The sequence below is a fragment of the Kitasatospora sp. NPDC096077 genome, from assembly GCF_040303245.1.
GTDB lineage: Bacteria > Actinomycetota > Actinomycetes > Streptomycetales > Streptomycetaceae > Kitasatospora.
Genome location: NZ_JBEOSV010000007.1, coordinates 121,803 through 140,310, shown reverse-complemented (window position 1 = coordinate 140,310; position 18,508 = coordinate 121,803). Strand labels below are relative to the sequence as shown.

Below are 18,508 nucleotides of genomic sequence, written 5' to 3'. Positions count from 1 at the left end.
CATGACCGACTGGTTCGGTCGGACTCCGTTGGACCCCCAGGGCGAGCGGCTGGGCCGTGCCGACGACCATCCGGCCTTCGCCGACCGCGGGTACCTCCGCCGTCGGAACGCGATCGTGGCCGCTGCCAAGGGACACCGGGTGGGCGCCCCCTCGCCGTCCGCGGTCTACAGCGATGCCGAGCACGACACCTGGCGCACCGTCCACGCGACCCTGACCAGGGCGCAGGAGGGCCGCGTGTGCCAGGCGGTGGCGCGGGCGCGGGAGGCGGCCCCGATCCCCTGCGGCCATGTGCCGCAGCACGAGGAGATCTCGGACCGGCTGCAGCCGCTGGGCGGATTCCGCTTCACGCTGGCCGGCGGGATCGTGCCCAACAAGCGGTTCCTGGGGGCCATGGCGGACGGCTACTTCCACGCGGTGCAGTACGTCCGCCACCCGGCGATGCCGCTGTACACGCCGGAGCCGGACATCCTGCACGACGTGTTCGGCCACGGAACCCACCTGTGCGATCCGTGGTTCGCCGACCTCTACCGCACCGTCGGCCGCGCCGCGGCCCGGGTGGAGTCGGCGGACGCCCTGGACCTGATCAGCCGCGTCTACTGGTTCACCCTGGAGTACGGCGTCGCCTGGGAAGCGGGCCGCCCCAAGGCGTACGGCGCCGCGTTGCTGTCCTCCTACGGAGAACTGGGATGCTTCACCCGGGCCGACATCCGGCCGTTCAGCATCCCCGAGCTGGTCCGCGTTCCCTACCAGGTCGCCGGCTACCAGCCGGTCCTCTACGCCGTCGACTCGCTACCCCGCCTCGCCGAACACCTGCACGGGTTCCTCGACGACTTCGACGAGGACACCGGCGCCCGCCACGGCCTGCCACCGCTGCGTGAGCGCGGATTCATGGCACGCCCCGACCAGCCCGGCGGTGAGGCCGACAGGTGAGAGCCGGCACTCGGGGGACCGAGTGCCGGCTCTCACCTGTGCTGTTTCGGGCGGGGCCTACGAGTGGTGGCTCGGAGGGGCCCAGGCGGAGTTCGGGTGCTGTTCCTGCTGCGGTGCGTATGGCTGGGGGTGGGTGTAGGGGAAGGGGTGGGTGTCCGGGTGCTGTTCCTGCTGCGGTGCGTACGGCTGGGGGTGGGCGTAGGGGAACGGGTGGGTGTCCTGGTGCGGCGGGGTGGGCCACGGGGACTGCTGGATGTCCGTGGGGTGCTCGGCGGTGGGGCGGGCGGCCGTGCGGCCGGGGCGGAGGGGCCACCAGAGGGCGCGGCCGAGGAGGGCGGCCAGGGCGGGGACCAGCACGATGGAGAGCACGAACGCGGAGAGCAGGATGCCGACGCCGGTGGCGAAGCCGACCTGCTGGTTGGAGGGCTGCGGGTTCGCGGCGAGGCTGGCGAAGGAGCCGGCCAGGACGAGGCCCGCCGTCGCGATGGCCGGGGCGGTGTGCCGGAGGGCGCGGGCGACTGCGGCCCGGGGCGGGCCGGGCTGTGCCATCTCCTCGCGGATCCGGTCGCTGATCAGGATGTTGTAGTCGGTGCCGAGCGCGACCACGAACAGGAACAGGACCAGGGGCAGCATGAAGTTGACGCCCGGGTTGTCCATCGTGTGCTGGAACATCAGGGTGGCCGCGCCGAGGGTGGCCGCGAAGCCGAGGCCGACGGAGAGCATCAGGATCACCGGTGCGAGCAGGCTGCGCAGCAGCAGGAGGAGGATCACCCCGATCAGTACCGCCGCGACCGGGAAGACCAGCCGCAGGTCGTGGCTGGCGGCGGTGGAGACGTCGGCGAAGACGGCCGCGGTGCCGCCGACGTGGGCGGTCAGGTCGGCGGGCGTGTGCTGGGAGACGGCGGCGCGGATCGGGCCGGAGACCAGGTCGCGGGCCTGCTGGGACTGCGGGTCCTCGGTGAGGAAGAGGTCGATGCGGGCGGCCTGCTTGTCCTCGCTCAGGACCGGCTTGGCCACCTGGCCGACGCCGGTGACCCCGGTGAGGTGCCGGGTCAGGCCGTCCAGGGCTGCGGGGGAGAGCGGGCCGGCGTTCTTGGTCTGGACGTAGACGCTGGTCGGGTCCGAGACGCCGGCGGGCAGGGCGTGGGAGATCTCCTGGGCGGTGGTCTGGGACGCGGTGCGCGGGCCGCCGCCCATGCCGTAGTCCATCTTGATCCCGGCCAGCCCGGCGGCCAGGGCGCCCAGGAGGGCGAGCGAGGCGAGGGCCATGGCCAGCGGTCGGCGGGTCACCAGGTCGGCGAAGCGGGCCGTGGCGCCGGGGCGGGGTTCGGCCGCGAGGGCGCGGGAGGGCCAGAAGAGCTTGCGTCCGCAGGCCGCGAGCACGGCGGGCATCAGGGTGAGGCTGGCCAGCAGCATGACCAGGACCGACACCGCGACGGCCGGGCCGAGCACCCGGAACTGGCCGAAGCTGGCGACCCCGAGGGTGGCGAAGGCGGCGACGATGGTCAGCGCGGCCGAGGTGATCGCGGTGCCGACCTTCTGACCGACCTCGGCGGCGGTGGCACGGTGGTGGCGGTCGGGTCGGGCCCGCAGCTGCTCGCGGAAGCGGAACATCAGGAACAGGAAGTAGTCGATGCCGATGCCTATGAGCACCACGCTGATCAGGCTCGGCACGGAGGGGGAGAGCTTGATGCCGGTGAGCAGCGAGGTGCCGACGATCGCGCCGCTGGCCACGCCGCCGATGAGGGCCACCGAGAGCAGCGGCAGCAGGGCGGCCAGGACGCTGCGGAACACCAGGATGTGGAGCAGCACGATCAGGGCGGCGGAGGCGGCGCCGGCGATGGTCGCGAGGGTCTTCCCGTCGTCGGCGGAGTCGACCTGGTCGGCGAGTGAGCCGGTGAAGCCGGTGCGCAGGCCCTGCGCGGCGAATTCAGCCCGGGCGTTGTCCCGGAACGCCCGGAAGGTGTTCTCCAGGCCCGGGTCGGCGGGGTTTCCGGTGAGGTTGGCGGAGAGCAGCTCGAAGGTTCCGTCAGGCGCCGTCATGGCCGGGCCGACCTGGGGGATCTGCGAGTAGTCCTTCTGGAAGGGCGCCGCGTCCTTGGGCTTGGGCATGGTGACCTTGAGGCGGCTCAGCCGCTTCGTCCCGGCGTCGATCTGCTCGTGGTCCGCGGGGGTCAGTGCCCGGCCGTCGGTCCGGGCGACCAGGACGGTCACCGGGTTGGCGTCGGGCTTCGTCCCGAAGCGGTCGTGGGCGATCTGCATCGCCGCGGCCGAGTCGTAGCTCTTCGGCAGGAAGTCGGCCGTCTGCGTCTCGGTCACCCGGTAGATCAGGGTCTGGCTCAGGACGGTCAGGAGTAGTCCCAGGACCGTCCATACGGTGATCACTTTCCACGGATTCCTGGTGGAGAATCCGGTCAGGGCGCGGATCACGATGTTCCTCCGGCTGTGGTGCAGAGTGCGGGGTGCGGGGTGCGGTAGCCGGGGGGTTCCGGCGCATCTCCAGACCATCACGGTGACCTGGGCGTTCTCGTCCGAGCGGGGAAGGAGAACGCTGTCGGGACCTGGGCCCGGTCCGCGGCCCCGACCAGGACCAGGGGCCTGGTCGGGGATCGGTCCGGGGTGCCGGCCCGCGGCCGGGGGGCCGCAGGGAGAATGGACCGTGGACGCCTTCCCGCAGCACACAGATAGGACCAGCACCAGCATGTCGACGCCCCACCGGCCACTGCCGCCGACGCCGACGCCGACGCAACCCCCGCCCCCGGCGCCGTCCCCGCCCCCGGCGCCGTCCCCGCCCCCGCCCTCGTCGCCGGGAGCGGACGGCCTGCCCTGGACGGCCAGTGACGCGCTGCTGGCGGTCGGGGCGGCCGCCCTGGACCTGCTCGGCTACACGGTCGGCGGTCCGGACGGAACCCAGCCGATCGCCGTGACCGCGGTACTCCTGCTCGTCCTGGCTGCCATGCCGCTGCTCACCAGGCGCCGCTACCCGCTGACGTCACTGGCCGCTGTGCTGCTCCTCGGCCTGGCGCTGAACCTGAGCGGGCCGGTGCCGAACCACTTCAACTGCACGCTGTGCGTCGCGCTGTTCGCCGTGGCCCGCTCCCGTGGCATCGCGGTGGCGGTGCCGGCCGGCCTGGCGGCGGCCGCCGTGCCGCTGCTGGGCCGGGGGCATCCGCTGCCCCCTCGGGCGGGGGAGGTGGCGGCCAACGTGTTCGCCGCGGCGCTGGTCATCGTCGCGGCCGAGGTGCTGAAGCGCTGGCAGCAGGAGGTGGAGGTGCGGCGCAGGCTGCTGGCCGACCGCGCGGTGGCGCAGGAACGGCGCCGCATCGCACGGGAGCTGCACGACATCGTGGCCCACCACATCACCACCATGCAGCTGATGGCCGGCGGTGCCAGGGCGAACCTCGGGGGCGACACCGAGGTGGTGCGCGACGCCCTGGTCACGCTGGAGGGCTCCGGGCGGATGGCGCTGCGCGAGATGCGCCAACTGCTCGACGTGCTCCGGGCCGGCGACGTGCCGGAGGAGGAGGCAGCGGGGGCCGGGGCGCCGTCCGCGCCGCAGCCCGGTGTCGGGGACCTCGCAGGGCTCGTCGAGGAGTCCCGCCGGGCCGGTCTGCCCACGGAGTTCGCCGTCCTGGGGGAGGAACGTCCGCTGTCGCCGAGCACGAGCCTGGCGGTCTTCCGGATCGTCCAGGAGTCCCTCACCAACACCCGCAAGCACGCCGGCGGTCGGGCCCAGGCTCGGGTCCACCTGACCTACCACCCGGACCGGGTCACCGTCGAGGTGTCCGACAACGGTTCCGCCGTGCCGGCCGACGCCCTGGTGGGCACCCTGGCGGGGACGGGCGGTGCGGCCGGACCGCGGGCGGGCCGCACCGGGTACGGTCTGATCGGCATGCGCGAACGCGTCGCGCTGCACGGCGGCAGCATGGTGGCCGGCGGCGTCGACGGTGGTGGCTTCCGGGTGGTGGCCAGCCTGCCGGTGGCGCCGGCCGATGGAGAGGAACGGCTCGGATGACGGGAACGGGAACCCCGGAGCGGATCAGGGTGCTGATCGCGGACGACCAGCCGCTGGTGCGGCGGGGCCTGGCGCTGATCCTGGCACCGGACCCGGCGTTCGAGGTGGTGGCCGAGGCGGACGACGGGCAGCGGGCGGTCGAGCTCGCGCACCTGCACCGGCCGCACGTCGTGGTGATGGACATCCGGATGCCGGTGCTCGACGGGGTCCAGGCGACCGAGCGGATCGCCCGGGAGCTGCCCGAATGCCGGGTCCTGGCCCTGAGCACCTTCGACATGGACGAGTACGTGGTGGCCGCCCTGCGGGCCGGCGCCTCCGGGTTCCTGCCCAAGGACGTCTCCCCGGAGGAGCTCTCGGCGGCCGTGCGCACCGTGCACACCGGGGAGGCGGCGGTGGCGCCGCGTCTGCTCACCCGGCTGATCTCCACCTACGTCACCACGCCCCGCCGGCCGCAGCCGCCGTCGTCGGTCGCGGTGCCGGTGTCCGACCTGGGTGAACTCACGCCCCGCGAGATCGAGGTGTGGCACCTGCTGGCCACCGGCCTCGACAACGCCGAGATCGCGTCGGCGATGGGCATCAGCGTCTCCACGGTCAAGAACTACATCACCAGCATCTTCGCCAAGCTGAGCGTCCGCGACCGGGCCCAGGCGGTGATCGCGGCGTACGAATCGGGCCTGGTGGAGGCCCGGTCCGCGAACCCTGCGAGCTGAGGCGGGCTGAAGAAGGCTGAAGTGGCCTGGGGCCGGGCGGAGTCGAGTCGAGTCCGGGCCGAGCGTGACCGTCGACCCCACCGGGACGGGATCCCGGTGGGGTCGAAGCCGTCCGTGGGCGGGTCAGCGGCAGAGGGCCGCGTCCAGGGCGTCCGTCATGTGCTGCGGGCCGGCCTGCAGCCCTGACCGGCTCCACCCCGTACGACCCCGCACGACCCAGGGGCGCCCCGGCGCCGGGGCGCCCTCGGCGTTCACTCCGTTCCTCTGCCGCGGACCCGCCCATTTCCTTGACGCTTCGCACACTGCCCTCCTCTTGGCATGCGCGCGATAATCATTCGGGTGAACACCAACGGAGAACACTCAACGCCCCGTGGACGCGCCCGCCGACGGGGAGCGGGGATCTCGCTCCTGCTCACCGCCCTCCTCGCCGGCTCCGCCCTCGTCCCGGCGACGGCCTCCGCCGCCGGACAGGACCCGGAACAGATCTGCGGCCACACGGTCCAGGGCCGCATCCTGGAGAAGTACCGGGAGTACCGGACCACCCTCGGCTGCCCGCAGACCGACGAGCAGACCGCACCCGACGGGGTGGGCCGGTTCAGCGTCTTCGACGGCGGCTCGATTTACTGGAGCCCCGCCACCGACGCCCACGCCATCTGGGGCCTCATCCGCGACAAGTGGGCCGCCCTGGGCTGGGAGAAGGGCTCCCTCGGCTACCCCACCAGCGACGAACTCTCCCTCCCCGACGGCGCGGGAAAGCGCCAGGTGTTCCAGGGCGGCTCGCTCTACTGGCACCCCACGCGATCCAACGGCGTCCACCCCGTCTGGGGCGTCATCGGCCAGCGCTGGGGACAGGCGGGCTGGGAGGGCGGGGTGTACGGCTACCCCGTCACCGACGAACTCCAGCAGGAGGGCGTCACCCAGATGTTCGAGCACGGCCCCGTCCGGTGGTCGCCGAACGAGACCGCGAACCCGCTGATCCCCCGCGCGAACGCCCAGTTCTTCCAGGGCAGTCCGGCCCCGGGCGATCTGAAGGAGAGCGCCACGCTGCTGCCCAAGGGCCCCGACCGGGGCATCGTCGTGGTGCGCGGCTACATCGGCGACGACGGCAACCCGGTCAACCACGCCCTGGGCAACCACCGGCTGTGGAGCACCGAGCCCGAGGCCAGCTCCAAGGTGGCGATCGCCTGGGACACCGCCACCGGCCAGGTCGGGATCTACGTCGACCAGTCCTGCGTCGGCGATCTGACCTGCCGCAACGCCAAGCCCCTGGTGCGCACCGAGCACGCCAAGGTGGTCCAGGACGACCGGACCCCGCAGAACGAGTACTGGGTGGAGCCCTACGGCGACGGCGGCATCCGGGTGGACGTCTCGGCGGTCAACTCCTTCGTCGACGTCCCCGGCTCGCAGTACGCGGACCTCGGCCGGATCAACGCGACCTTCCACATCTACCCGCACGGCTACGACGACAAGAACAAGAACTTCACCGGCTTCGACGTCGACACCAACAAGGACAAGTACCCGTCCTGGGAGGTCCTGCGCTACCCGCGTCTGCTGGAGAACTCCGGTTCCCCGCAGGCCCTTTGGCAGGGCACCGTGTGGCAGGGCTCCATCACGGACCTGAAGGCCCCGCAGCACCTGTGCCACCGGAACGACCCGGACCACGCCCCCGTCGCCATGACCTGCAACTGACCACCCCCGGGAGGGGAGGGCCGGTCCCCCCGGCCCTCCCCTAGGGTGGCCGCCAGCTGGGCGACCCCGGCACGGCTCAGTAGTCGAGGGGCCAGCTGTACGGGCTCCAGCGGCCGAAGCGGGCCAACAGGTGACGGGCCCCGTCCTCGTTCAACCCGAGCCCGGCGGCCGCCTCGGCCAGACTCACCTCGCACCGGGCATCGCGAGCGGCCCAGTAGGCGGTCCGCTCCGCGGTCACCTCCAGCAGCCGGGCGGCCCGCAAGGCCGCCAGCGGGGAGTCCTTCGTCAGCCGCTCGACGGCGTCACCCAGGCGCCGCAACTGCTCCATGACGTCCTCGGGCACGACCACGGCCGACTTCTCCACCTCGACCGTGTGCTCGTCCCACTCCTGCTCGCAGGCGTCCGCCGGCTCCATGGCGGCCTCCCCGAGCCGCCGTTCACCGATCCGCTCCCAGTCGAGCCGGTGCTCGCGGCCGGACCATCCGCAGGAGCACACGGCGCGCAGGGCGTGGGCCCGCGGGGCGAGACCTGAGCGGCCGTCGTACACGGTCCACTGCGAGGTGGTCAGCCCGGCCCCGTGCTCCGTCAGCATCAGGTACGCGGGTTCGGGGACGGTCCCGTCGCGCAGGAGCACGCCGACGGATCCCGTGTGCGAGGGCCCGAACTCGTCCGTCGTCCACGTCTCCTGCTTCACCACGGCGTCTCCCCACTCCTGCGCCTGCCCGGAGCACCCGGCCCCGGGCGCGGGACCGACGATCCCAGAACGGGTCCTCCCGCACCGTCGGATCCACGACCGGCCCCCGATTCGCGGCCTCTTCGAGGACACTTCACCCGGTACGGATCGAACGGCTGATCGGCACTGGCGCTGCTGGGCGACCCGGATGCCGAGGGTCAGGGCGGCCGAGTTCGGCGGTGTGCCCCGCCAAACCCGCTTCGGCGGCGGGGCCGGAGGGCGTCGCGGCGGCCGGTAGACAGGGCCTTGCTGCCCTCAGCTGCGGGTTGCGGGAACGGCGTTGATCAAACGTCTGCGAGCGCCTGGTCGACTACGGGCATCACTTCTTCGAGTCCCAGGAGGACCGACATGATCAAGCACATCGTGGTCGGCGCGGCCGCGGCCGCCCTCGCCGTGATCGGCGGCGGCATCGCGCTCGCCGCCCACGCGGGAGCGGACGGCACCGCACAGCCGGCCCCGGTCCGGGCCGCCACCGTCGTCGAGCACCCGGCCACGTCCGACACCGGCCGGGCCGGTACTGCGGCTTGGACCTGGGTCAACGGTGCCGGGGCCGGCACCCATGTGACCGCTGCGGGCTGGCTCGACAACCCCCGCGAGGAGGTTCTGTAGTCCGACCAGGCCCCGCCGGTTTCCCCTGTACCGGCGGGGCACCGGAAGTCGGCCCGTCCGACTTCCTGCGGTTCAGCGGTTCAGCGGTTCAGCGGGTTCAGCGGGTGATGTCGCCGTCCGGCACGTCCTGGACGGTGACCTTCGTGCGCGGCTGGCCCAGCAGCCTCGCCACCGTGTCGCCGATGCCCTTCGCGTCGCCGGTCGGCTCGGGGGGCGTGCCGTCGGTGTAGTGCTCGATGGCCTTGTCGAAGTACGAGGGGTTCCAGGCCCCGACGGCCCCGCTGACGTCGACGGCCTTCACCGGCCGGTGGCCGACGGCACGCCTGATGGCGGGGAGGATCTCGTCGGAGGTGTACTTCCCCGGGACCTGGAACAGGCTGGCGTGCCCGCCGACCTTGCCGCCGTCGCGCAGGTAGACGGTGACGACCAGGCAGCTGGTCACCGACGGGTAGGTGATCGTCCCGCGCGGGCGTACCTCGCCGACCTCGCCCTCGGTGATCGAGACGGCGGCCGGGGCCCGGTCCGGGGAGACCGTCGCGGCCTTGGCCTGCGCGACCTGAGGGCTCGGTGCGACCGGTGCAGCCGACGCCACGCCGCCCCCGAGGACGGCACAGGCCGCCACCACCAGCGCCGCGCCGACGGCGAGGCCGGCCCTTCCCCTGCCCTGCTCGGACACCATCAACGTCATGACCCCCACACCTCGGGAAAACGATCCATCCGCGAACGCGCGCACAGGCGCGGCGGAACATGCTCCCGAGTACGAACGATCTCGTCAACTCCGCGCCCCGCCGGCCCCGCCCCGGCCGTCCCGACGGGTTGGTCCCGAGGTCGCCGTGTCCCGTTCCAGCGTTCCAGGTGCGTGGCGTCCCTGCTGGTCAGAGCCGGTATCGGCGTTCCACCGTGCCGGTTCTGCGGGTGGACCTTCCGGCCGGGACGGTTCGGCCCGCAAGCTCTGGTCATCGAGCCGGCGAACCGCTCGACCGAACGCCGAAAGGGGCCAGACCACATGTCCGTCCGCACCTCCCGCATCCGTCTCATCGCCGCCACCGGCGTCGCACTCGCCACCCTCTCGCTGACCGCCTGCGGCAGCGACCACGGCGCCGGCAACGGTAACAACAGCGGCGGCAAGGCGGCTGCCACCCCGTCGGCCACCGCCCGCCCTACCCAGGAGGCCACCACTGCGGCCTCCGCCCCGACCGCCGCCACCGACACCGCTGCCACCACTGGGTACCGGCGCGCATGCTGCCGCTGACTCCGGCACCGGCACCGGCACCGCCGCCACTCCCAAGGCCCCCGCCGCTCCGAAGGCCCCGACCCGCATCCCGGCGCCATCCAAGCCCGCCAAGCCCGCCAAGCCCGCCAAGCCGGGCACCTGCACCGGCTCCAACACCAAGACCACGGCCGCCCCGTTGAACCGTCCGGTCAACCACATGCTGCTGACCGTCACCAACACCGGTGCGGGGGCGTGCTTCCTGTACGGCTACCCGGCGGTGCGCTTCGGCGAGGCCCAGGCCGTGCCCCCGGTCATCGACGACTCCAAGCCCCAGGCCGTCGTCACCCTCCAGCCCGGCGAGTCCGGCTACGCCTCCGTCAACCTCTCCTCCACCGACGGCGGCAACGCCGAGCACGGCTACACCGCCACCTCGCTGACCGTCTACTTCTCCGGCCCCGCCATGAGCGGGAGCGTCGGCACCGGAGCCCACCCCGCCCTGCCCGCCAAGGGCGTCTACGTCGACGACTCCCTCAAGGTCACCTACTGGCAGCAGTCCATGGACGACGCCACCTCCTGGTAACCCCCACACCCACCCCCGCACCCACCGCACCACCCGCCGAACCCGGAAACGGAGACCCCACCATGCAGAAGACCCGCAGGATCGTCCGCCTCCTGGCCGTCTACACCGGCGCGGCCCTCCAGATCCTCGTCCTCGGCACCCCGGACGACCCACACCTCACCCACCGGGCCGGCCTCGTCCGGCGCTGACGCGGACGGACGTCAGTGGTGCCAGGGCAGACGGACCGGTTCGGCCGGGGCGTGCCCGGCCACCAGCCGGGCCGTCAACTCGGCCAGGCCGAAGGGATGGACCGTCTCATCGGTGGCCGCCAGCTCGGCGACGGGCCACCAGCGGTACCCGGCGTGGTACGTGCGCTCATGCGCCTCCTGGCCCGTCACATCGACCTGGTGGCCGGTTACGCGACAATGGAAGAAGACGTCCCGGAAGACCCCTTCGGCCCACCCGACATCCGCATAACCGGAGGTCTCCGCGACCGCCGCTCCCAGGGCCTCCGGCGCCACGGACAGGCCCGTCTCCTCGCGAAGCTCGCGGGCCGCCGCCTCCGCCAGGCTCTCCCCGGCCTCGATTCCACCGCCGGGCGTGCACCAGCCGTGACCGCTCCCGGGAGCGTCCGGGTCGATGTGGAACTTCAGCAGGAGCAGGCGGTCCAGCTCGTCGGTCAACAGCACCCGGGCGGACTCGCGGCGATAACTTCCCTGTTCGGACATACCCGCAGCGTAGTCAGGGCGCCAGGGAACCCCGGGCCGCACGGCATACTCCCGGCGGTGTACTCCGATACCTCACGGGGGTTACGGACGCCGTCGGAGTGTTTACATCCGCGGGCCGATTCGACACGGAGCCGCGGAATCTAGCGTCGTCCCCATGAAAAGCAACCGCCGTATCAGCGCCGTCGCGGCGCTGGCGCTCGCCGCCCTCGTCACCGGAACCGGCCCCGGGTTCGCCGCCACGACCACGCCGTCGGCCGCACCGTCGGCCACCCACGCGTTCAGCGCCGCTCCGGCCGCGGCCACCGCGCCCACGCGGTCCTTCCAAGGCACGCTCCCCGCGCCGACCGGCCGCTACGCCGCCGGCGAGGAGATCATCCACCTCACCGACGAGAGCCGTCCCGACCCGTGGGTGCCGTCCTCCGGCCCCCGCCAACTGACCGTCACCATGCTCTACCCGGCCGTCCCCGGGACCGGGACCCCGGCCCTTTACATGACCCTCGGCGAGGCAGCCGGAATCATCCAGCGCCAGAAGTTCCCGGCGAGCACCGGCATCACCCCGCAGACCCTCTCCGGCGTCACCACCCACGCCTTCGACGGCGCGCGGCCGCAGCACGGCAAGCATCCGCTGGTGGTCCTCTCGGCCGCGGCCGAGAACCCGCGCATGATGCTCACCTCGCTCGCGACCGAACTGGCCAGTCACGGCTACGTCGTCGCGCTCGTCGGCCACACCTACGAGGACAGCGGCGAGACGCTGGCGGACGGCCGGACGCCGCCGTGCGCGATCTGCGACGACCCGGCACAGCTCGACCTCCCCGCCGAGGTCGCCAGCCGCGCGCGGGACGTGTCCTTCGTGATCGACCAGTTGACGCACGGCAACGGCGCGTGGCGCCTGGCACACCTCATCGACAGGCACGAGATCGGCATGGCCGGACACTCCCTCGGCGGAGCGACGGCGGCCGCCGCGATGATCGCCGACCCGCGGGTACGGGCCGGAGTGGACATGGACGGCACCTTCTTCCCGACCCCGCTGCCCGGCCAGATCAACCGGCCGTTCCTCCTGCTGGGCAGGGCCGACGGCCACACGCCCGGCAGCGGCGACGGCGTCGTCTGGGGGCACGCCTGGGACGCCCTCGGTGGCTACAAGAAGTGGCTGACGGTCGCCGGCGCCGGCCACTTCAGCTTCGCCGACCACGAGGTGCTCGCCGAGGAGGCCGGGCTCCCGACGCCGGCCCTCTCCCCGGAACGCGGGGTGGCGATCACCCGCGAGTACGTGACGGCGTTCTTCGACAAGTCGCTGAAGGGGATCGACAGTCCGCTGCTGGACGGCCCCTCGCCGGACAATCCGGAAGTGCTCTTCCAGCCCTAGTGACGCCGGGTCGGGGTGGAGAGGAACAGCCCGACGTGGTCGGGCTGTTCCTCTCCACCCGCCCTACCGTTTGCGCGGCACGAGCCCGGTGTCGAAGGCGATGATCGCCAGGTGGACGCGGTCCCGGGCCTCCAACTTGGCGAACAGGCGCGCGACATGGGTCTTCGCCGTCGCCGCGCTGATCACCAGCCGCTCGGCGATCTCACCGTTCGACAGTCCCTGTCCGACCAGTGCCAGCACCTCGCGCTCCCGGTCGGTGATCTCCGCGATGAGGCTCAAGTCCGCGTCGGGCTCGATGTCCGGTACGGGAGTGGCGGGTGCGGCGGCCACGGGGGTCGCGGAGGTTCCGGCGAAGTCGGCGATCAGCCGTCGGGTGACGCTCGGCGCGAGCAACGCCTCGCCGGCCGCCACCACGCGGATCGCGTCCAGGATCGCGTCCAGGGCCATGCTCTTGAGCAGGAATCCGCTGGCCCCGGCGCGCAGTGCGCCGTAGACGTACTCGTCGTCGTCGAAGGTCGTCAGCACCAGCACCTTGGGCGGGTCCGGCTCGGCGGTCGCCTGCCGGGTCGCCTCGATCCCGTCCATGCCCGGCATCCGGATGTCCATCACCACGACGTCCGGCCGCAGTTCACGGACCAGGCGCACCGCCTCCCGGCCGTCGCCGGCCTCGCCGACCACCTCCAGGTCGTCGGTGCTGCCGATCAGGATCGTGAGCCCGACCAGCATCAGCGGCTGGTCGTCGACCAGCAGTACGCGCACGCTCATGCCGGGAGCCTAGCCGTCACTCGGAATCCGCCCTCCGGACGCCGGCCGGCGCTGAACTGGCCGGACAGCAGCGACACCCGCTCGCGCATGCCGAGCAGGCCGAAGCCGCTCCCGGCGGGCGCCGCCGAGGCCCTCGGCCGGCCCGGCTCGCCGGGACCGTCGTCCCCGTCGTCCACCACCTCGATCGTCACCCCTTCCGGCTCGTAGCCCACCGCGACCCGGCAGGTGCTCGCACCGGAGTGCCGCACCACGTTCGTCACCGACTCCTGGACGATCCGGAACGCCGACAGCTCGATCTCCGGCGGCAGTTGACGCCGCTCGCCCCGCCAGTCCACCTCGACCCGCACCCCGGCGTCGGCCGTACGTTCGGCGAGCCGCGGGATGTCGGCCAGGCTGCCGGCCGGCGCCAGCGGGGCGGCCCCCAGCATGGCGTCGTCGGGCTCGGCGCGGCGCAGCGCCCCGAGCATGCGCTGCAGTTCGAGCAGCGTCTGACGGCTGGTGGACTCGATGCCGGCCAGCGCCTGCCGAGTCTGCTCGGGCTTGGTGTCCACGACCCGCGCCGCCGCTCCCGCCAGCACCGTGATGATCCCGATGCTGTGTGCGACGCTGTCGTGCAGTTCGCGGGCGATCCGCAGCCGCTCGGTGACGACGGCGCGGGCCTCCCTCTGCTCGCGCAGGGCGCCGAGGTATTCACGGCGTTTGAGGTACACACCCCCGAAGACCCACGCGACCGCGAACCACAACGCGAGCCCCCCGGCCCACTGGGCCGCGTCGCTGACGGTCTGCGCGCGGGCGTGGAGATCGTTGACGAACGCGGCGGCGACGCCCGCGACCGAGCCGACGGCGGCAGCCTTCGGCCGCCGGACGGCGAGGTACCCGGCCAGGACGACGAGCAGGCCGAACATGATGTCGGGCCGCGCGCCGAAGACGTTGCCGAGGACCGATTCGCCCAGGACCACCGCGAAGACGGTCCCCGGCAGACGGCGCACCAGCAGAACCGGCAGGGCGAGCACGACGTACAGACCCAGCATCTCGACGGGTTCGAGGTCGGGGAACCGGAACAGGCCGTTCTCAGGAACCCCCATCGTCAACGGGATCAGCGCCGCGTAGAGGCAGGCAGTGGCCAGCACCACGGCCTGTGGCGCCAGTCGGGTCACGCGCTTCGATGTCGAGAGACGCCGGAGGAGCTCTTCCATGCGGAGATCGTATTCAGCGGCGTCGGCTCCGCGCGTCGCCCCGGGGATGTACGCCGGTACACCGCCGGGCCGATGGCCCCGGGGGGAGAGGTGACATCCGCCGGCCGACGCGGCGGATGACGGCCCGCTCCTAGGTTCATGGCCACGACGAATGCACCGATGATCGCTCTCCAGGACGCGATGAAGAAGTACGACGACGGCCCGTCGGCGCTGGCCGGTGTGACCGTGTCCGTGGCGTCCGGTGAGTGCGTGGCGATCCTCGGGCACTCCGGCAGCGGGAAGTCCACGCTGCTGAATCTGATCGCCGGTCTGGACAAGCCCTCCAGTGGCACCGTGACCGTCGACGGCGTCCGCGTGGACCAGCTCGGTGAGGCCGGTTCGGCGAAGTACCGCCGGGCCGTCGAACTGCTCGGATCACCATGGGCGCCCTGGTGGCCGTGCTCACGCTGATGATCATGGCGGTCGTCGCGCTCGGGGTGCTGAGCACGGTCGTGCAGGACACCCGGGAACGGGTTCACGACCTCGGACCGAGTAGGGCAGGGCAAGGCAGGGCAGGGCAGGGCAGGACCGCCGGTCCCCGGTGGCCGCAACAACGGCGTTCAGCGTCCGGCGGCCAGCCAGACGGCCACGGTCACGAAGTTGACGAAGAGGGCGAACACGGTGGCCGCGGTGTTGCGGACGAGTGCGGCGCCGGCCATGCCGATCAGGCCGGACACCGGGAACGCGACCACGGTGGCCAGTGTCCACCGGCCGAGACCGGGGGTGCTCCAGGAGAAGGCGGTGATCCGGTCCGCGTAGCAGGCCAGGGTGACGGACCAGGTCAGCACGGCGACGAGCGCGCCGACGGCGGTCAGGACGGCGGTCAGGACGCCGGCCTTGGCGAGCAGGACCCGGCTGCGGTTCGGTACGGCCATGAAGGTGGTGCGGATCAGACCGCCGGCCGTCTCGCCGAGCAGGGTCTGGGCGCCGATCACGCCACCGAACGCGAACGCGAGGTCCTGACCCTGATCGGGCGGGGCATGTCCAACAGCGAGATCTCCGCCGAGCTGTACATCAGCCTGGCCACCACCAAGACCCATGTGGCCCGGCTGCTCGCCGAGCTCGACGCGCGTGACCGGGTGCAGCTCGCCATCGCCGCGCATGAGGCGAAGATCGTCCCGCCGTCCGGCTGAGGGCTGCTCGGGCACGGGAGGAAGCATCGCACGACCCGCGCACGGTCGGACACCAGTTCGAAGGAAGCGTCCCCGGTGTGCCAGGATCTGCTGCTGTGATCAACGACCCCCTCGCCGGCCTGGACGACGTGCCCTGGGCCCGGCTGCGGCACTCCTACGGCAAGGCCGACGACGTCCCCGGACACCTACGGGCGATGCGGGCGGGGGACTCGGGGGGCCACTACCCGCCGAGTGTGCTGCTCGCGAACCACATCGTGCACCAGGGCACCCGCTCGCAGGCCGCGCTGTACACCGTCCCGTTCCTGGTGCGGATGGCGCTCGATTCGCGGCTGGCCGACCGGCACCGGTTCGTCGGACTGCTGGTCGCCATCGCGATCGGCCTCGACAACAACCACCTGCCGGACGGCTACGACCCGCGCGAGGACCGCGACGCCCTGGAGACCATGCGGGGCGAGGCCGACGAGCGGGCGCGGTGGATCGCCGAGGCCGCGGACGACGAACAGCGCCGATGGCGCGAGGAGGTCGATGAGCAACTGCTCATCGACGCCGAGGCGGTGGTGCTCTGCTACGACGCCGTCCGGGAGGCGCTGCCCGCGCTCGCCGTCCTGCTGACCTCGGACGTTCCCGAGCTGCGCGCCGGGACGGCGAACCTGTTCGCCTGGTTCCCCGAGTCCGCGGCGACGTCGATCCCGCTGCTGACGGAGTTCGTCGCCCGCGAAGCCGAAGCCGAAGCCGAAGCCTCGCCGGGCGCGGCGGCGACGGGCCTGGTCGCCCTCGGGCTGCTCGGTGATCCGGCGGTCGTCCCCTTCCTCGAAGGCCACCTGGGGAGCCCCGTCGTCGAGTTGCGCTGGGCCGCCGCCTTCGCCCTGACCCGGCTCGGCGTCGCCGGGGCGGCCGTCGTCGACGTGCTGGTCGAGACCGTCGCCCGGCCACCGGAGAAGACCGAGACGATGTCGTTCCTGAGCGGCTCCTATGCCGCCCTCGCCGTGATGGCCCTGGCCGGGACGCCCGAGGCCGCGACGCCCCGGGCGATCGACGCCGTGCTGGCCGGCCTGGCCGACTGCGTGGACGACCGTGAGCGGTCCGGCGACAGGTACTACCTCGCGCACCGGCTGTTCACCACGGCCTTTCCGGATGAACGAGTCGGACCGTTCGAACCACCGCAGTCCTTCGGCGAGTTGAGCGACGTGCAGCAGCGGGTCGTGCGGTTCCTCGCCGAGCACCGCGACCTCTCCTGGCCGTACGGCGGTACGGATGCCCTGCGACGGTGGAAGGTGCCGACCGGGCACGCCGAACTGCGGGCCTACATCGGGGGCGCCCAGGCCGGTTGACGCGTGCCGGCCGTCCTGACTCCCGACCGGTCAGTGCGGCCGGGCCGCTTTCGGCCCGAAGCCCTTGACGGTGGCCGGAGTTCCGTCCGGACCGAACGCGTGGCGGAAGCCGAAGGCGTGCGGCGCGGAGCCGTGGTCGTGGAGGTGCTCCAGCAGGGAGACCCCGTCCTGCCAGGTGGGTACCGTGCCGTCGGAGACCCACCAGAGCACGTAGGCCGGGTGTCCGCTCCGCTCGAACCAGTCGTGACGCCGGTTCAGTGCCGCGCGGTGCAGGCCGGTGTAGATGGCGTCGAAGGCGAGGCCCAGGTCGGTCCAGAGGGAGAGGGAGGCGGCGAAGGCCATGGTGTCCGTGGTGCGCCCCTTGTCGTACCAGGCCGGTACGACGAACCGGCCCCAGGGGCCCCAGTCCAGGTCGAAGTGGGCGCCCCGGCTGCCCTCGGCCGCCTCGGCGTGACCGAGGTAGCCGGGGTGTTCGCTGAGCGTCCGGTAGATGGGCTCGGCGCTGTCGTGGAACTCGCGGGTGAGGGGCGCGGGATCGGCGAGCGGTGACTTCAGGACGCCGAAGGTGTACAGAGCGAGCTGGGGCATGCGTCTCTCCCTGGTCAGGACTGCCTGGTGTGGACCCGCTCCGGTGGCTCGTGTACGGGGGCGGGGGTTCCTGGGGCGTGACCGAACCGTCCTGTTGAGGGTGGCCCAGCCTGGAGGAACCCCGGTGCGACCGTGGGCGACCACCGAAGGTCAGGTGAAGGTAGCCCGTTCTCCGATCCTTGTCGAAGTTGCGTTTTCCCCGTTCAAATGGCTTCGTGCGCAGGGATCTTGCGGGGTGTCGGGGCGGGGCCGCGGGTGTGGGGTGCCGCGTCGTCGGCCCGATCCACGGACCCGCCTGAAAATTTTCGGCGTCGAGCGATGAGTTTCGGGCTCGGGGCAGGTCCACACCCTGAACACCGACACGGAACACCGATACGAGCAGGAGACGGCACATGTCCTTTCAGGCGTACCTGGACACCATCGAGACCAAGACCGGCCTGACGCCGCGCGAGTTCATCGCCCTCGCCGAGCAGCGCGGCTTCGACGCCCGGCCACGAAGGCGGGAGCGATCCTCACCTGGCTCAAGGAGGACTACGGCCTGGGCCGGGGGCACGGCATGGCGCTCGTCCACGTCTTCAAGCACGGCGCGAAGATCGACGCCAAGCACGTGGGCACGACGGGCTCGCACCGCGACGAGTCCGACACGCTCTGGCTGGACGGCAAGGCGACCCGACCCGCGTGACGCGGAGTTTCTGTCGGATATTCCGTTCAGCGAATAAGCGCCGAGCCCCGGATTTATCCCCCCATTTGGCGGCGTGCTGTATGCGAACTCCACTCGCTAGCATTCCCACTAGTCGGGGGGGGGGGGGGTGAGGGGCTAGACCGAGAGGGGGTTTGGCGGGTGGGGGTTTGGCGTATGTTTTTTGGTAGATTTGGTTTTTTGTGTTGTGATTATGTTTGTGT

The 18,508-nt window shown here is 72.1% G+C and carries 19 protein-coding genes and 3 pseudogenes; 14 read left to right on the top strand and 8 right to left on the bottom strand.

The genetic code is table 11. The features are described 5' to 3' along the window. Window position 1: 1 nt before the first annotated feature. Window positions 2-931 (top strand): phenylalanine 4-monooxygenase, encoded by a 930-nt coding sequence (locus ABTZ03_RS09915; protein WP_350512381.1) that lies wholly within the window; start codon window positions 2-4, stop codon window positions 929-931. 57 nt (window positions 932-988) lie between these two features. Here the strand turns inward: ABTZ03_RS09915 and ABTZ03_RS09910 are convergent, their stop codons facing one another. Then, window positions 989-3,316 (bottom strand): MMPL family transporter, encoded by a 2,328-nt coding sequence (locus tag ABTZ03_RS09910; protein WP_350512380.1) that lies wholly within the window; start codon window positions 3,314-3,316, stop codon window positions 989-991. A 316-nt stretch (window positions 3,317-3,632) separates the two neighbouring features. On the opposite strand from ABTZ03_RS09910, the gene ABTZ03_RS09905 reads away from it, so the two are divergent. The 3 genes from ABTZ03_RS09905 (at window position 3,633) to ABTZ03_RS09895 (ending at window position 7,345) form a co-directional block, all read left to right on the top strand. Then, the gene (locus ABTZ03_RS09905) at window positions 3,633-4,946 is read left to right on the top strand and encodes a sensor histidine kinase (protein ID WP_350512379.1); all 1,314 of its coding nucleotides are present in this window, start codon (window positions 3,633-3,635) and stop codon (window positions 4,944-4,946) included. Then, the gene (locus tag ABTZ03_RS09900) at window positions 4,943-5,656 is read left to right on the top strand and encodes a response regulator transcription factor (protein ID WP_350512378.1); all 714 of its coding nucleotides are present in this window, start codon (window positions 4,943-4,945) and stop codon (window positions 5,654-5,656) included. The genes ABTZ03_RS09905 and ABTZ03_RS09900 overlap by 4 nt, the downstream gene beginning before the upstream one ends. Before the next feature lie 339 nt (window positions 5,657-5,995). Continuing rightward, entirely contained in the window at window positions 5,996-7,345 is a 1,350-nt protein-coding gene (locus ABTZ03_RS09895) for an LGFP repeat-containing protein (protein WP_350512377.1), read from the top strand. A 76-nt stretch (window positions 7,346-7,421) separates the two neighbouring features. On the opposite strand, the gene ABTZ03_RS09890 is transcribed toward ABTZ03_RS09895, so the two are convergent. Further along, window positions 7,422-8,039, bottom strand: coding sequence for a hypothetical protein (locus tag ABTZ03_RS09890; RefSeq protein ID WP_350512376.1), 618 nt, complete (start codon window positions 8,037-8,039; stop codon window positions 7,422-7,424). A gap of 387 nt (window positions 8,040-8,426) precedes the next feature. On the opposite strand from ABTZ03_RS09890, the gene ABTZ03_RS09885 reads away from it, so the two are divergent. Continuing rightward, window positions 8,427-8,687, top strand: coding sequence for a hypothetical protein (locus tag ABTZ03_RS09885; protein WP_350512375.1), 261 nt, complete (start codon window positions 8,427-8,429; stop codon window positions 8,685-8,687). A 97-nt stretch (window positions 8,688-8,784) separates the two neighbouring features. Here the strand turns inward: ABTZ03_RS09885 and ABTZ03_RS09880 are convergent, their stop codons facing one another. After that, window positions 8,785-9,375 (bottom strand): hypothetical protein, encoded by a 591-nt coding sequence (locus tag ABTZ03_RS09880; protein ID WP_350512374.1) that lies wholly within the window; start codon window positions 9,373-9,375, stop codon window positions 8,785-8,787. Window positions 9,376-9,693: 318 nt separating this feature from the next. Between ABTZ03_RS09880 and ABTZ03_RS09875 the strand changes: the two genes are divergently transcribed. The 3 genes from ABTZ03_RS09875 (at window position 9,694) to ABTZ03_RS09865 (ending at window position 10,668) form a co-directional block, all read left to right on the top strand. Next, window positions 9,694-9,939, top strand: coding sequence for a hypothetical protein (locus tag ABTZ03_RS09875; protein WP_350512373.1), 246 nt, complete (start codon window positions 9,694-9,696; stop codon window positions 9,937-9,939). Between the two features lie 178 nt (window positions 9,940-10,117). Then, window positions 10,118-10,480: a DUF4232 domain-containing protein gene (locus ABTZ03_RS09870; RefSeq protein ID WP_350512372.1), complete on the top strand. Its 363-nt coding sequence runs from the start codon at window positions 10,118-10,120 to the stop codon at window positions 10,478-10,480. Window positions 10,481-10,542: 62 nt separating this feature from the next. After that, window positions 10,543-10,668 carry a hypothetical protein gene (locus ABTZ03_RS09865; protein WP_350512371.1) on the top strand — a complete coding sequence of 42 codons (126 nt, stop codon included), beginning with the start codon at window positions 10,543-10,545 and terminating at the stop codon, window positions 10,666-10,668. A gap of 12 nt (window positions 10,669-10,680) precedes the next feature. On the opposite strand, the gene ABTZ03_RS09860 is transcribed toward ABTZ03_RS09865, so the two are convergent. Next, window positions 10,681-11,187: an NUDIX hydrolase gene (locus ABTZ03_RS09860; RefSeq protein WP_350512370.1), complete on the bottom strand. Its 507-nt coding sequence runs from the start codon at window positions 11,185-11,187 to the stop codon at window positions 10,681-10,683. A gap of 154 nt (window positions 11,188-11,341) precedes the next feature. Here ABTZ03_RS09860 and ABTZ03_RS09855 point away from each other — a divergent pair, with 154 nt between their 5' ends. Next, window positions 11,342-12,553, top strand: a complete 1,212-nt coding sequence (locus ABTZ03_RS09855) for an alpha/beta hydrolase family protein (protein ID WP_350512369.1) — start codon at window positions 11,342-11,344, stop codon at window positions 12,551-12,553. Window positions 12,554-12,616: 63 nt separating this feature from the next. Here ABTZ03_RS09855 and ABTZ03_RS09850 read toward each other — a convergent pair whose 3' ends face one another. Both ABTZ03_RS09850 and ABTZ03_RS09845 read right to left on the bottom strand, forming a co-directional pair. Then, complete coding sequence (locus ABTZ03_RS09850) at window positions 12,617-13,318, bottom strand: response regulator (protein WP_350512368.1); 702 nt, start codon at window positions 13,316-13,318, stop codon at window positions 12,617-12,619. Then, window positions 13,315-14,514, bottom strand: coding sequence for a sensor histidine kinase (locus tag ABTZ03_RS09845; protein WP_350512367.1), 1,200 nt, complete (start codon window positions 14,512-14,514; stop codon window positions 13,315-13,317). Before ABTZ03_RS09845 ends, ABTZ03_RS09850 begins: the two co-directional genes overlap by 4 nt. Window positions 14,515-14,652: 138 nt before the next feature. Between ABTZ03_RS09845 and ABTZ03_RS09840 the strand changes: the two are divergent. Further along, window positions 14,653-14,913: pseudogene (locus ABTZ03_RS09840) on the top strand (ATP-binding cassette domain-containing protein); the annotation flags it as partial. Window positions 14,914-15,113: 200 nt separating this feature from the next. Here ABTZ03_RS09840 and ABTZ03_RS09835 read toward each other — a convergent pair. Beyond that, window positions 15,114-15,488 carry a hypothetical protein gene (locus ABTZ03_RS09835; protein ID WP_350512476.1) on the bottom strand — a complete coding sequence of 125 codons (375 nt, stop codon included), beginning with the start codon at window positions 15,486-15,488 and terminating at the stop codon, window positions 15,114-15,116. 3 nt (window positions 15,489-15,491) lie between these two features. On the opposite strand from ABTZ03_RS09835, the pseudogene ABTZ03_RS09830 reads away from it, so the two are divergent. Both ABTZ03_RS09830 and ABTZ03_RS09825 read left to right on the top strand, forming a co-directional pair. Beyond that, window positions 15,492-15,686, top strand: a pseudogene (locus ABTZ03_RS09830) (response regulator transcription factor); the annotation flags it as partial. A 95-nt stretch (window positions 15,687-15,781) separates the two neighbouring features. Continuing rightward, window positions 15,782-17,017 carry a HEAT repeat domain-containing protein gene (locus ABTZ03_RS09825; protein ID WP_350512366.1) on the top strand — a complete coding sequence of 412 codons (1,236 nt, stop codon included), beginning with the start codon at window positions 15,782-15,784 and terminating at the stop codon, window positions 17,015-17,017. Between the two features lie 30 nt (window positions 17,018-17,047). Here the strand turns inward: ABTZ03_RS09825 and ABTZ03_RS09820 are convergent, their stop codons facing one another. Beyond that, complete coding sequence (locus tag ABTZ03_RS09820) at window positions 17,048-17,605, bottom strand: DUF3291 domain-containing protein (protein ID WP_350512365.1); 558 nt, start codon at window positions 17,603-17,605, stop codon at window positions 17,048-17,050. Between the two features lie 392 nt (window positions 17,606-17,997). On the opposite strand from ABTZ03_RS09820, the pseudogene ABTZ03_RS09815 reads away from it, so the two are divergent. Both ABTZ03_RS09815 and ABTZ03_RS09810 read left to right on the top strand, forming a co-directional pair. Then, window positions 17,998-18,051: pseudogene (locus tag ABTZ03_RS09815) on the top strand (DUF4287 domain-containing protein); the annotation flags it as partial. A gap of 110 nt (window positions 18,052-18,161) precedes the next feature. Further along, window positions 18,162-18,287 (top strand): hypothetical protein, encoded by a 126-nt coding sequence (locus ABTZ03_RS09810; protein ID WP_350512475.1) that lies wholly within the window; start codon window positions 18,162-18,164, stop codon window positions 18,285-18,287. Window positions 18,288-18,508: the final 221 nt, after the last annotated feature.